General features: G+C 43.7%; 12 protein-coding genes and 1 tRNA gene. All 13 read left to right on the plus strand.

The window, feature by feature from the left end:
* The first annotated feature begins 30 nt into the window (after positions 1-30).
* The 13 genes from folP to MP3633_RS03435 all read left to right on the plus strand — a co-directional run bounded on the left by folP (position 31) and on the right by MP3633_RS03435 (position 13,186).
* A complete protein-coding gene (folP, locus tag MP3633_RS03375; RefSeq protein WP_176334478.1) occupies positions 31-864 on the plus strand; it encodes a dihydropteroate synthase in 834 nt (277 codons plus the stop codon).
* The gene (gene glmM / locus MP3633_RS03380; RefSeq protein WP_176334479.1) at positions 864-2,210 is read left to right on the plus strand and encodes a phosphoglucosamine mutase; all 1,347 of its coding nucleotides are present in this window, start codon (positions 864-866) and stop codon (positions 2,208-2,210) included. Before folP ends, glmM begins: the two co-directional genes overlap by 1 nt.
* A gap of 89 nt (positions 2,211-2,299) precedes the next feature.
* A complete protein-coding gene (gene tpiA, locus MP3633_RS03385; RefSeq protein ID WP_176334480.1) occupies positions 2,300-3,049 on the plus strand; it encodes a triose-phosphate isomerase in 750 nt (249 codons plus the stop codon).
* Positions 3,050-3,052: 3 nt separating this feature from the next.
* Positions 3,053-3,412 (plus strand): preprotein translocase subunit SecG, encoded by a 360-nt coding sequence (gene secG / locus MP3633_RS03390; RefSeq protein ID WP_176334481.1) that lies wholly within the window; start codon positions 3,053-3,055, stop codon positions 3,410-3,412.
* Positions 3,413-3,466: 54 nt separating this feature from the next.
* A tRNA-Leu gene (locus MP3633_RS03395) sits at positions 3,467-3,552 on the plus strand.
* Between the two features lie 326 nt (positions 3,553-3,878).
* Entirely contained in the window at positions 3,879-4,340 is a 462-nt protein-coding gene (gene rimP / locus MP3633_RS03400) for a ribosome maturation factor RimP (RefSeq protein ID WP_112141546.1), read from the plus strand.
* A gap of 28 nt (positions 4,341-4,368) precedes the next feature.
* On the plus strand, positions 4,369-5,859 hold the full coding sequence (gene nusA, locus MP3633_RS03405; protein WP_112136864.1) for a transcription termination factor NusA: 1,491 nt from the start codon (positions 4,369-4,371) through the stop codon (positions 5,857-5,859).
* Positions 5,860-5,885: 26 nt separating this feature from the next.
* Complete coding sequence (infB, locus tag MP3633_RS03410; RefSeq protein ID WP_176334482.1) at positions 5,886-8,450, plus strand: translation initiation factor IF-2; 2,565 nt, start codon at positions 5,886-5,888, stop codon at positions 8,448-8,450.
* A gap of 11 nt (positions 8,451-8,461) precedes the next feature.
* Positions 8,462-8,851, plus strand: coding sequence for a 30S ribosome-binding factor RbfA (rbfA, locus tag MP3633_RS03415; RefSeq protein ID WP_112136868.1), 390 nt, complete (start codon positions 8,462-8,464; stop codon positions 8,849-8,851).
* Positions 8,852-8,860: 9 nt separating this feature from the next.
* Positions 8,861-9,790: a tRNA pseudouridine(55) synthase TruB gene (gene truB / locus MP3633_RS03420; RefSeq protein WP_176334483.1), complete on the plus strand. Its 930-nt coding sequence runs from the start codon at positions 8,861-8,863 to the stop codon at positions 9,788-9,790.
* A gap of 86 nt (positions 9,791-9,876) precedes the next feature.
* Positions 9,877-10,146 (plus strand): 30S ribosomal protein S15, encoded by a 270-nt coding sequence (gene rpsO / locus MP3633_RS03425; protein ID WP_009835750.1) that lies wholly within the window; start codon positions 9,877-9,879, stop codon positions 10,144-10,146.
* A gap of 178 nt (positions 10,147-10,324) precedes the next feature.
* Positions 10,325-12,433: a polyribonucleotide nucleotidyltransferase gene (pnp, locus tag MP3633_RS03430; RefSeq protein ID WP_112136872.1), complete on the plus strand. Its 2,109-nt coding sequence runs from the start codon at positions 10,325-10,327 to the stop codon at positions 12,431-12,433.
* 162 nt (positions 12,434-12,595) lie between these two features.
* Positions 12,596-13,186, plus strand: coding sequence for an LPP20 family lipoprotein (locus MP3633_RS03435; protein ID WP_176334484.1), 591 nt, complete (start codon positions 12,596-12,598; stop codon positions 13,184-13,186).
* Positions 13,187-13,221 lie beyond the last annotated feature (35 nt).

Below are 13,221 nucleotides of genomic sequence, written 5' to 3' on the forward strand. Positions count from 1 at the left end.
TGTGTTATTGATTTTTGATATGGTCCTTTCATGTCGTTAATGTCCTTTGGGGACAAGTCGTTAGACTTGTCCCTTCCTCATGTTATGGGGATACTAAATGTTACTCCTGACTCTTTTTCCGATGGAGGCGTTTTTAACTCCTTGGATAGTGCTTTGCGGCAATCTGAAAAAATGATTCAAGAAGGCGCTAGTATTATTGATGTTGGAGGCGAGTCAACTCGTCCAGGCGCTGTCTCTGTTGCTACTCAGCAAGAGGTTGATCGTGTTCTGCCTGTTATTGACGCTATTAAGCGGCGGTTCGATATTATTGTGTCGGTCGATACCAGTACGGCAGAGGTGATTCGAGGGGCTGCAGATTTAGGTGCAGGTTTAATTAATGATGTCCGATCGCTTGAGCGAGAAGGGGCTTTGTTGGCGGCCGCGAAGACGCATTTGCCGATTTGTTTGATGCATATGAAAGGTATGCCAAAAACGATGCAAGATGCTCCTGAGTATGTGCAAGTGGTGGATGATGTTGCGGATTATTTAATGTCACGAGTCATAGCGTGTGAGTCGGTTGGTATTGCTCGTTCTCATTTGATTTTGGATCCAGGTATTGGGTTTGGAAAAGTACTTTCCCATAATTTGTCATTGCTAAATCATATCGAAAAAATTAAAAAACTAGGGTTTAACGTTCTTGTTGGTCTTTCTAGAAAGACCATGATCGGGGATGTATTAAATCTACCAGTTGAAGAGCGCCTGTATGGCACTATGGGAGCAAATGCTTCAGCCTATTCAAAGGGTGCTCGTATCTTTAGGGTTCATGATGTTAGGCCGCATGTTGAAATGCTGGCTCTAATGTCTCGTATTGAGAGAGAAGTTTAATGCGCAAATATTTTGGTACAGATGGAATTCGTGGGAAAGTTGGTACGGCGCCCATTACGCCAGAGTTTATGCTTAAGTTAGGCTGGGCAGCAGGGCAGGTTTTTAAAGAAAACGATAAGAAAATTCTGATCGGTAAAGATACGCGTATTTCTGGTTATATGTTCGAATCAGCGCTTGAGGCTGGCATTGTTGCCGCAGGTGCTGATGTGCGTTTGGTTGGCCCAATGCCAACGCCTGCGATCGCATACTTGACGCGTACTTTTCGCGCTAGTGCTGGGATTGTTATTAGTGCTTCTCATAACCCTTATACTGATAATGGAATTAAGTTTTTCTCTGCGCAAGGTGGCAAAATCTCCGACGAAGTGGAGGAGCGGATAGAGTACTTTCTTGAACAGCCTATGGTGGTTGTTGAGTCTAGTCTTATTGGGCGAGCTAAACGCATCGAAGATGCGGCAGGGCGTTATATTGAATACTGTAAAGGCACCTTTCCTATTGGTTTGCAGTTAAGTGGCTTAAAAATTGTGGTTGATTGTGCAGATGGTGCAACATACCACGTTGCGCCTCGTGTGTTTTCTGAATTGGGTGCAGAGGTCATTTCTATTGGCGTCAATCCTGATGGGTTGAATATTAATGAGTTTAGTGGTGCGACAAAGCCTGAGTTGTTACGTAAAAATGTTTTAGCGGAAGAGGCTGATCTTGGTATTGCTCTAGATGGTGATGGGGATCGTTTAATACTAGTTGACCGTCATGGTGTGGTTCGTGATGGTGATGATATCCTCTATATTATTGCGAATCACTTGATGCGGACTGGGCGTTTTAGTGGCGGAGTTGTTGGCACCTTGATGAGTAATTTCGGTTTAGAGCTAGCGTTCTCTGAAACTGGAATTGGCTTTAGTCGTGCTGCTGTTGGTGATCGCTATGTTAATGAAAAGTTAGAGCAACACGGTTGGTTGTTAGGTGGTGAGCCATCGGGTCATATTGTGTGTAAGTCTATTACGACAACAGGCGATGGTATTATTGCCGCGCTTCAAGTGCTTAGGGCTATGATCGAAGAAGATAAAGATTTAGATGAGCTTCTTGTTGGTTTGGTTAAGTTTCCTCAGAAATTAAAAAACATTCGTGTGGCAAAGCGTTTTGTACCAAATGAAGAGCCTGAATTGCAGAAAGCGATTGCGGTTGCTAATGAACGTTTGAATGGTTTAGGGCGTGTTCTGCTAAGGGCCTCCGGAACCGAGCCTTTGATTCGAGTTATGGTTGAAGGTAGAGACAATGAGACGGTTGATGAGCTTGTTGATTATTTGGTCGAAGAGGTTAAGTCGGTTGTTTCCAAAAAAATGAGCGCATAAAGCGAATTTTATGTGCTGAATAATAATAAATACTTGAAACCAAAGAGGGCTTTTCATAGAATGGGCGCCTCGAATTTAGGGGTTAGGATATGATTCGTCAAAAGATTGTGGCTGGTAACTGGAAAATGAATGGCTCTAGAGAGTCTATTGTTTCACTAATTGGCGGCTTGCTTAAGATGGATGGTTCTAGCTCTGAAGTGGTTGTTGCTCCTTCTTTTCCTTATTTGTCTCAGGTTAACGATTTAATAGACGGCAGTGGTGTTATGTTGGCTGCCCAAAATGTTAGCCATGAGTTAAAAGGTGCCTACACAGGAGAGGTGTCTGCTTCTATGTTGGGTGATTTTGGGGTCAAGTATGTATTACTTGGTCACTCGGAGCGACGTTCACTTTATAGCGAAACAGACGATATTGTCGCTTCTAAAGTGAAAGCAGTGTTGGGTTTTGGTCTGGTGCCAATGTTGTGTATTGGTGAAACATTGGCCGAGCGCGAATCCGGTAAAACACTTGATGTTTGTGAGCGTCAGATTCAAGCTGTTATTGATGTGGTTGGTATTGCTGCCTTTGAGCGGATGACAATTGCATATGAGCCAGTTTGGGCAATAGGTACTGGCTTGTCAGCGAGTGCTGAACAGGCGCAAGAAGTACATCAATCAATTAGAGCCTTTTTGGCTAAATCATCAGAGTCTGTCTCTCAAAAAGTTCAGATTTTGTATGGTGGAAGTGTTAAGGCATCAACCAGCTCGGCTTTATTTAAAATGCCTGACGTGGATGGTGCTCTTGTTGGTGGTGCATCTCTTGATGCAAAAGAATTTATAGCGATAGTAAAGGCAGCGGGTTAATTGATGGAAGCACTTATTTTAGTTTTGCATGTACTGGCGGCGGTAGCCATTATCGCGTTGGTTTTGTTACAGCAAGGTAAAGGTGCAGACGCTGGTGCCTCTTTTGGTGGTGGCGGTGCGTCCCAGACAGTATTTGGGAGTCAAGGTGGTAGTAGTTTTTTTGGGAAGATGACTGCTTTTTTTGCATTGGTTTTCTTTTTGACAAGCTTTGGCTTGGCTTTTTATGCCAGCCAGCAAGCGAAAAGTGTTTCTGGTGCGCTTGATTATGTTCCTTCGGCTCCTCAAGTTGAAGAAACGGTAGGGTTGCCCGAGTTAGGTGGCAGCAGTAAAAAAGCAACATCGGATATACCAGTAACTGAATAGCCTTTGGCTTTGGTGTATTTGGATAAGCGTTTTGTTGTTTGATAAAAGTGTTTTGCGGATGTGGCGGAATTGGTAGACGCGCCACCTTGAGGGGGTGGTGAGCTTTGCTCGTGGGGGTTCGAGTCCCCCCATCCGCACCAATCTTGAATTGATATTGTATTTTGTGTATGATGTCGAGATATTGATGTAGGGCAATCTGGTTTGTCGAGTTTTAAGCTTCTGTATAGAAACTTTTCTCATGGTTTTCCTTTTTAGGTATCCGCACCAGTTTGTTCTTAGTGTTAAGTGTCAGGATTGACGACCTTCTTTATCGAAGGATTCTCTCTCAATTTTTATTGAGTTGAGTGCTGAGAACCCCTATATGGGGTTTTTTGTTATCTACACTGTTACTGTTTATAAACGGAAATGGGCCTTGAGCCCGTTTTTTATTTCTGGGTTCTACAAAATTGGTTTTCGGAGAAAACGATTGTCAGCAAAATATACGATTTTAGAAGAACTAATTCGACCGGTCGTTGAAGGTTTAGGGTTTGAGTTTTGGGGTATGGAATACTTGTCTTTAGGTAAAGATTCTGTGCTTCGTATTTTTATTGAAACAGATGCTGAAAAAGGAATTGACGTAGAAGATTGCGCCCGAGTCAGTCGTCAAGTTAGTTCTATTCTAGATGTTGAGGACCCAATTACTGGGGAATACAACCTAGAAGTGTCATCACCAGGTTTAGATCGGCCTTTATTTAGTTTGGCTCAGTATCAAGCATATATCGGTTCTATTGTCGCTTTGCGTTTACGTGTGCCTTTTGATGGTCGCCGTAAATTTAAAGGGCAACTAATGGGGATCGAAAGCGAAGATATTGTTATTCGTGTAGATCAAGAAGAATACTTGTTGCCGATTGACTTAGTCGATAAGGCAAATGTTGTTCCACAATTTTAAATATTAACCTTGAAGAGAGGCTAAAAGGATGAGCAAAGAAATTCTTTTGGTAGTCGAAGCCGTTTCCAACGAGAAAGATGTTCCGAAACAAGTTATTTTCGAAGCCGTTGAAATTGCTTTAGCTAGTGCTGCCAAACGCCGTTTTGAAGAAGATGCATTAATTCGCGTCTCTATTGATCAGCGTACAGGCGACTATAAAACTTACCGTCAGTGGAATATTGTCGCAGACGAAGATTACTCCACTCCAGCTTCAGAATTAACGATAGACGATTCTGAAGAGCAAAACCTCGGCATTGATATTGGCGGGATTTACGAAGAAGAAGTGGAATCTGAAATATTTGGCCGTATTGCTGCGCAAACAGCAAAACAAGTTATCGTGCAAAAAGTACGTGAAGCTGAACGTGCTAAAATGGTGGCTTTGTATACCGAGAAAGTGGGCAAACTTGTTCACGGTCAAGTGAAGAAAGTGACCCGTGATAGCCTAATTGTTGATCTTGGTGAAAACGCAGAAGCATCCTTGCCTAAAGATCAATTAATTGGGCGTGAAAGTTTCCGAATGAATGATCGAATTCGTGCTTTGTTGCTTGAAATTCGTGAAGACAGTCGCGGCGCGCAATTGATTCTTTCGCGTAATTCACCCGCGTTTATGATTGAGTTATTCCGCCTTGAAGTGCCGGAAATTGCTGAAGAGATCATTGAAATTCGCAGTGCATCACGAGATCCAGGTCTTCGTGCAAAAATTGCAGTCAAGACAAATGACCGTCGTATTGACCCGATTGGTGCTTGTGTTGGTATGCGTGGTGCTCGAGTTCAAGCGGTTTCTAATGAGATGAATGGCGAGCGCGTTGATATTGTGCTTTGGGATGATAATCCAGCTCAATTGGTTATTAATGCCATGTCACCTGCGGAAGTGGATTCTATCGTCATAGACGAAGATGCGCATTCTATGGATGTTGCGGTTAAGAGCGATAACCTAGCTCAAGCAATTGGCCGTAACGGCCAGAACGTCCGTTTGGCTTCTACACTTACTGGTTGGTCTTTAAATGTAATGACCAGCGAAGACGCTGAAGCTAAGCAACAAGAAGAATCACAAAAACTGATTGATATCTTTGTTACTGGATTAGACATTGATGATGATTTAGCCATTCAAATGGTTGATGAGGGCTTTTCTTCTCTTGAAGAGGTCGCTTATATCCCAATGGAAGAGATGTTAGACATTGACGGATTTGATGAGGATTTAGTAAACGAGCTGCGTTCACGAGCAAAAGAGGCCTTGTTAAATCAAGCGCTTCAAGCGGAAGAGCAATTAGACGGTGCCAAACCTGCTGCTGATTTATTAGCAATGGAAGGAATGGATAATCATCTTGCTTTGGTGCTTGCTTCTATAGGGGTAATTACTATGGAAGATTTGGCTGAACAGTCAGTTGATGAGTTGCTTGATGTTGAAGGTATGACGGAAGCGCGTGCGGCCAGTCTTATTTTGACGGCTCGTGCACCTTGGTTTGCTGAATCTGAATAAAATCTGAGTACATAAGGGGGAACTTAATGACAGTTCAAACCGTAAAGATACTATCCGAGTTGGTAAATACGCCAGTCGATAAGCTACTAACTCAGATGAAAGACGCTGGGCTTCCTCAAACGAGTGCAAGCCAAGAAGTCTCTGAAGTTGAAAAGCAAACCTTGTTGAGTTTTTTGAAACGTCAACATGGTGAAGAAGATGATGGCAGCCAGCGTATTACTCTACAACGTAAAACAACAAGTACGCTGTCTCGTGACGGCGGCAAAGCAGTAAATGTTGCTGTGAAAAAGAAGCGTACTTATGTAAAACGCGATGACGTTGATGAAGAGACTCAAAAGCAGGAAGAACTGCTTGCCAAGCGTCTTGTAGAAGAGCAGGCTGCAGAAGAAGCGCGTTTAGAAGAAGAACGTAAGCTAGAAAAAGAGAAGGCAGTCAAGGCTCAAGCTGAGGCTGAAGAAAAAGCGCGTCAAGAAGCAGTTGCAAGTACAGTCGTAGCAAAAGCTGACGCGGTAAATGATACGGAGCAGAATGTCTCCAGTACAGGAGCGGCAGAACCCGTGGAATCACCTAAGCAGCCAAAAGCAGCCAAAAAAGTGTCTCAGCCAGCGATGGAAAATAAGAAACCAGCGGCGGCGCCTAAAGGTAAAAAAGGGCCAGTTAGACATGACAACGATAAAGATAAAGAAAAGCCTCGTGGTCGTAATAACCCAGAAAACAAACGCACCTCTCGCGTTAATGTAAATGGCGAAGATGAGTTTTCTCGTCGTGGTAAGTTGGGCCGTAAAGGTAAGAAACCTTCTAAACAAGAACATGGTTTCCAAAAGCCTACTGCTAAAATGATTCACGAAGTGGCATTGCCAGAAAGTATCACTGTTGCTGATCTTGCTGAGAAAATGGCGGTGAAAGGCGCAGAAGTTATTAAGATCATGTTTAAAATGGGCGCAATGGCGACTATTAACCAAACAATTGATCGTGAAACTGCGACTCTAGTAGTCGAAGAAATGGGTCATACCGTTAAATTCATCGACGAAAATGCTGTTGAAAACGATATGATTGGCGCGATTGATTACGAAGGTGAAGCGATTAAACGTGCACCTGTAGTCACGGTTATGGGTCATGTAGACCATGGTAAAACATCGTTGCTTGATTATATCCGTACAACACGAGTTGCGGCGGGTGAATCAGGTGGTATTACACAGCATATCGGTGCGTACCATGTTGAAACGCCACATGGCATGGTGAGCTTTTTAGACACACCTGGACACGCTGCGTTTACTTCTATGCGTGCTCGTGGTGCTAAAGCGACTGATATTGTTATCCTTGTTTGTGCTGCCGACGATGGTGTAATGCCACAAACGATTGAAGCTATTCAGCATTCACGTGCTGCTGGCGTACCAATGGTTGTCGCTATCACTAAGATAGACAAAGAAGGTGCTGACCTTGATCGTGTTAAAAACGAATTAGTCGCACAAGAAGTTGTTCCGGAAGAATGGGGCGGTGATGTTCAGTTTGTTGGCGTTTCTGCGAAGTCTGGTGAAGGCATTGAAGCGCTTCTAGAAGCGGTTCTACTACAATCTGAAGTGCTTGAGTTAACCGCTGTTCCTAGCTCTCCAGGCAAAGGTGTGGTTGTTGAATCTCGCCTTGATCGTGGTCGTGGCTCCGTTGCTACTGTGTTGGTTCAGAATGGTACTTTGCGTAAAGGCGATGTTGTTCTTGCTGGTCTACAAATGGGCCGTGTTCGTGCCTTGCTAGATGAAAATGGCAACTCAATTGATGAAGCCGGACCGTCTATTCCTGTAGAAATTCTAGGTCTTGATGGCACGCCTGAAGCGGGTGAAGAATTCATCGTTGTTTCAGATGAGCGTAAAGCACGTGAAGTTGCTAATTTCCGCCAAGGAAAATACCGCGAAGTGCGTTTTGCTCGTCAGCATTCTGCTAAATTAGAGAATTTGTTCTCTGAAATGGGCAAAGATGAAGTTCGTACTTTGAACGTAGTTTTAAAAGCAGATGTTCGTGGTTCTCTGGAAGCTTTGATTAAGTCATTGACTGACATGAATACAGACGAAGTGAAAGTAAATGTTGTGTCTAGCGGCGTAGGTGGTATCACTGAAACCGACGCTACATTAGCACTTGCTTCTGATGCCGTTATCTTTGGTTTTAATGTTCGTGCTGATAACTCTGCTAAGCAGTTTATCGAACGTGAGAGCATTGATCTTCGCTACTACAGCATTATCTATAACATCATTGATGATGTTAAGTCTGCGTTGTCAGGTATGTTGTCTCCAGACCTACGTGAAGATATTAAAGGTACTGCCGAAGTTCGTGATGTATTCCGTTCGCCTAAGTTTGGTTTGATTGCCGGCTGTATGGTTGTCGAAGGTACTGTATTCCGTAATAAGCAGATTCGTGTTCTACGTGACGATGTGGTTATTTATGAAGGTGAACTTGAGTCTCTTCGTCGCTTTAAAGACGTAGTGAATGAAGTTAGCCGCGGTATGGAATGTGGTATCGGTGTGAAAAACTACAACGATGTCAAAGTAGGCGATAAGATCGAGGTTTTTGAAACCGTCGAAGTTGCGCGTACGCTTTAATAGGAAAAATCATGGCAGGCGAATTTAGTCGTACTAGTCGGATTGGTGACCAGCTCCAAAAGGAGCTGGCGTCCTTGATCCAGTTTGAAGTAAAGGATCCCCGCTTGGGATTGGTTACTGTCAACGAAGTGCGTGTTGCAAAAGATTTAGGTTATGCGGACATTTATTACACCGTGCTCGGTAAAGATGATCAGCCAGAAGTTTTGGCGGAAAATCAGGCTGCACTAGACAGTGCAAAAGGTTTTTTGCGTCGTCGTTTGGCTAAAGAAGTAAAACTTCGTGTTATGCCGCATTTACGTTTTCATTATGACCAGAGTGTGGTCAATGGTTCGCGAATGTCTGCTCTTATCGACGAAGCAATTCGTGATGATGAGACAAAAACCGGTAACGAAGACGAGTAATGAGTTCGTATGTCTAAGACAAAATGGCGTTCAGTAGACGGTATTGTTCTACTGAATAAGCCCATCGGTTTAAGCTCGAACCAAGCGTTACAGCGTGTTCGCCGCCTTTATCGGGCCGCGAAAGCGGGACACACTGGAGCGCTTGACCCTTTAGCAACCGGTATGTTGCCATTGTGTTTGGGTGAAGCGACCAAGTTTTCACAATTCCTATTGGATGCAGATAAACGTTATGTGACCTGTATTCAGTTAGGAAAAAGAACCACTACGGGAGACCGTGAGGGTGAGATACTGACTGATGAAGAGATTCCAGCACTAACTGATGAACAGCTTGAGCTAGTATTGGATTGTTTTCGAGGTGAGATTGAACAGATACCACCTATGTATTCTGCACTGAAGCACGAAGGTAAGCCTTTGTATGAATATGCCCGCCAAGGCATTGTTATAGAGAGAAAACGCCGTCGTGTTACTATTGCTGATCTGACTCTCTTGTCTAGAACGGAAGACACGCTGACGTTAGATATTCAATGTACCAAGGGCACTTATATTCGAACTATTGGTGAAGATATAGGGGAGGCGCTTGGTTGTGGTGCTCATTTGCATTCATTGTACAGAGTGTCTACGGCAGGATATTCGCCAGACCGTATGTTGACACTGGAAGAGTTCGAACGCATTGCTGAGCAAGGTGAAGCTGAGTTAGATACCTATTTAATGACAATGGATACTGCTGTTGAGCATTTGAATAGAGTCGAATTGCTTGCTGAAGACACAAGAGAAATGCTATTCGGTAGAAGTGTCTCTAATCTAACTTCATTTACGGATGGCAGTTTGGTTAGGTTATACGATCAAAACACCCAGCGGTTTTTGGGCTTAGGCGTGTTGAAAGATACGATTATTAGGCCGCATAGACTCGTAAATACCAGTGAGTTGGCTAACGTTTAGTGTTAGACTGGCTTGCATAGGATAACTGAAAATATGCTCGGCTATCCTTTACTTTTAAATAGCATATTAATTTGGAGAAAAAGATTATGGCATTAACTGCAGAATCAAAAGCAGCGTTGGTTAAAGAGTTTCAAGTAGCGGAAGGCGACACTGGTTCTCCTGAAGTTCAAGTAGCATTGTTGACTAAGAACATCGAAGGTCTACAAGGTCACTTTAAAGCTCATATCCATGACCACCATTCTCGCCGCGGTCTAATCCGCATGGTAAACCAACGTCGTAAATTGTTGGATTACCTTAAGCGTAAAGATGCAGCTCGTTACACTGGTTTGATCAAAAAACTAGGTCTGCGTCGCTAAGACTGAGGAAGGGCCATAAATTATTATGGCCCTTTTTTTATTGGTCTCCCAAGGGATAGCCTGTACTTCATATGTGCTTTTCTCGTAGAGAGTTAAGAGATAAAAGAGTTCATATGAGTACTGGCTTAAAAAGATGCTCTTTGGGAGAAAGTGATTTTTTTAATGAAAAGGAATACGTGTGAGTATTACAACTAAAACTTTCCAGTTTGGTAACGACACCGTTACTATCGAAACCGGCCGTATCGCTCGTCAAGCGACAGGTGCTGTATTATGTACTATTGGTGATGCACAAGTACTTGCCACTGTAGTAGGCTCTAAAACAGCAAGAGCTGGCCAAGACTTTTTCCCTCTTTCTGTTCATTACCAAGAGCGTGCATACGCTGTCGGTAAAATCCCAGGTGGTTTCTTAAAGCGTGAAGGTCGTCCTTCTGAAAAAGAAACACTGACTTCTCGTTTAATCGACCGTCCAATTCGCCCATTGTTTCCTAAAGGGTACATGAACGAAGTTCAGGTTGTTTGTACTGTTATGTCGACTAACACTAACTTAGACGCTGATATTGCGGCTATGTTGGCAACGTCTGCCGCATTGACTATTTCTGGTATCCCTTTCAATGGACCAATCGGTGCAGCACGAGTTGGCTTCAATGATGAGTCTGGTTACATACTTAACCCTAGTTATTCTGACTTAGATGGTTCTTTGTTGGATATGGTTGTGGCAGGCACAAAAGACGCTGTACTAATGGTTGAGTCTGAAGCTCAAGAGCTAACGGAAGACGAAATGTTGGGTGCGGTTCTTTACGCGCACAAAGAAATGCAAGTCGCTATCTCTGCGATTACTGAATTTGCAGCAGAAGCTGGTAAGCCTCGTTGGGAATGGGAAGCAGAAACAGTAAATGCTTCATTGACCGACGCATTGGCAACAGGTTATGCCGATCAAGTCGCAGAAGCTTATGGCATCAGCGAAAAAATGGCGCGCTACGCTAAATTAGGCGAAGTACGTAATGCTGCTATCGCCGCTTTGGTTACTGAAGGTGGTGAGTTTACTGAAGCCGACGTTACGGGCGCTTTCTCTAAACTTGAGAAACGTACTGTTCGTCGTCGTGTTATCGATGGTCAATCGCGTATTGATGGTCGTGATAATAAAACAGTTCGTCCAATCAGTGTTGAAGTGGGAATGCTTAGCAAAACTCATGGTTCTGCTTTGTTTACTCGTGGTGAAACACAAGCAATTGCGACTTGTACTCTAGGCACAAGCCGTGATGCGCAAATGACTGATGGCTTGACTGGCGAAAGTAAAGACAGCTTCATGCTGCATTACAACTTTCCTCCTTACTCTGTTGGTGAGTGTGGTCGCATGGGCGGTGTTGGTCGTCGTGAGATTGGTCACGGTCGTTTAGCTCGTCGTGGTGTTCAAGCTGTATTGCCAAGCGAAGACGAATTCCCATACACAATTCGTATCGTTTCTGAGATCACTGAATCAAACGGTTCAAGCTCTATGGCGTCTGTTTGTGGCGCGTCGTTGGCGATGATGGATGCAGGTGTTCCTCTTAAAGCCCCAGTTGCTGGTATCGCAATGGGTCTTATTAAAGAAGACGATGGTTTTGCTGTATTGACTGACATCTTGGGTGACGAAGATCACCTAGGTGATATGGACTTTAAAGTTGCTGGTACAGAAGAAGGTATTACAGCACTTCAAATGGACATTAAAATTGAAGGCATCAATGAAGAAATCATGGATATCGCTCTAACCCAAGCAATGGAAGCGCGTAAGCACATCCTGCGTGAAATGGCTGTTGTCATTGGTTATGCTCGTCCAGAAGTTTCTCCAAATGCGCCATCTATGGCGACGATCAAAATTGATCCTGAGAAAATTCGTGACGTTATCGGTAAGGGTGGTGCGATGATTCGTTCTATTACCGAACAAACGGGTGCGTCAATCGACCTTGATGATGATGGTACAGTACGCATTTATGCGGCTGATAAGTCGTCTTCTGATGCGGCTTTGTTGAAAATCCATGAAATCACAGCGGAAGCTGAAGTTGATAAACTTTACAAAGGTAAAGTAGTTCGTCTTGCTGAATTCGGTGCTTTCGTAAATATCTTACCTGGTAAAGATGGTTTGGTTCACATCTCTCAGATCGCTGAAGAGCGTATCCGTGCGGTGACAGACTTCCTTTCTGAAGGTCAAGAAGTTATCGTTAAAGTTCTAGATGTTGATGCGCGTGGCCGTATTAAATTGTCTATGAAAGACGTAACGGAAGAAGAGAAAGCCGCTTACACTGAGTAATAACTTAGTTGAAAGATAGGTTTAAAAAGGGTGCTATTTGTAGCACCCTTTTTTTGTGTTTAATGGAATAAATCAATTAAGATAGAATGGTCTAATATTAATTAACCCCAATGAATCGATCGGCCTTAATGGCGGACTTACTTATTAATGAAGGGAAGTACGATGAAATTGAAACTTGCAGTTGTCTTGGTTGCCAGTGTTGCTTTAGTGGCGTGTAGTAAAGATGTTGTAAACACCCCAGCGGTCGCCGTTCCAGACTGTGTGTTCGCAGATGGTTCAAATCAAGCGGCACCTGATTGGGTTTGTGGTGCGCCACTAGAGGGTGTGGCTTTGTCTGCTGTTGGTTACAGTGAAAAATCGGCTGCAGGGCCTAATTATATGAAACAAATGGCCGCGACAGCTGCTCGAGTAGAGTTGGCTCAAGTACTGAGTGTTGACTTGCAAAATATGGTTAAGCAGTACGTTGAGACCACAGGCGCTGGCGATGCAGAAACAGTCGATCGCGTGAACAGTGTTGTAACCAAACAAGTGACTGAGCAAAAATTGATTGGTTCTCAGGTGGTTCGTCAAATGCCAACGCCGTCTGGTGGTCTGGTTGTATTGGTGGGTTTAGACCCAGCACAAGCGGAAGGTATTGCAGAAAGTATTTTGCGTACTTCTATGAGAAATGAAGCGGCTTTGTTTCAAAAACTAGAATCTGAAAAGAGTTTCGATGAGCTAGCGTCAGAAATTGCGAAACGCCACGCTAACTAACCTATAAGTGATGAGTAACGCTAATATTGTTGCTC

This window comes from Marinomonas primoryensis (assembly GCF_013372285.1).
Taxonomy (GTDB): Bacteria; Pseudomonadota; Gammaproteobacteria; order Pseudomonadales; family Marinomonadaceae; genus Marinomonas; species Marinomonas primoryensis.

Coding starts and splice junctions, on each gene's coding strand:
- folP (WP_176334478.1), top strand. CDS start 31: ATGTCGTTAATGTCCTTTGGGGACAAGTCGTTAGACTTGTCCCTTCCT.
- glmM (WP_176334479.1), top strand. CDS start 864: ATGCGCAAATATTTTGGTACAGATGGAATTCGTGGGAAAGTTGGTACG.
- tpiA (WP_176334480.1), top strand. CDS start 2,300: ATGATTCGTCAAAAGATTGTGGCTGGTAACTGGAAAATGAATGGCTCT.
- secG (WP_176334481.1), top strand. CDS start 3,053: ATGGAAGCACTTATTTTAGTTTTGCATGTACTGGCGGCGGTAGCCATT.
- nusA (WP_112136864.1), top strand. CDS start 4,369: ATGAGCAAAGAAATTCTTTTGGTAGTCGAAGCCGTTTCCAACGAGAAA.
- infB (WP_176334482.1), top strand. CDS start 5,886: ATGACAGTTCAAACCGTAAAGATACTATCCGAGTTGGTAAATACGCCA.
- rbfA (WP_112136868.1), top strand. CDS start 8,462: ATGGCAGGCGAATTTAGTCGTACTAGTCGGATTGGTGACCAGCTCCAA.
- truB (WP_176334483.1), top strand. CDS start 8,861: ATGTCTAAGACAAAATGGCGTTCAGTAGACGGTATTGTTCTACTGAAT.
- rpsO (WP_009835750.1), top strand. CDS start 9,877: ATGGCATTAACTGCAGAATCAAAAGCAGCGTTGGTTAAAGAGTTTCAA.
- MP3633_RS03435 (WP_176334484.1), top strand. CDS start 12,596: ATGAAATTGAAACTTGCAGTTGTCTTGGTTGCCAGTGTTGCTTTAGTG.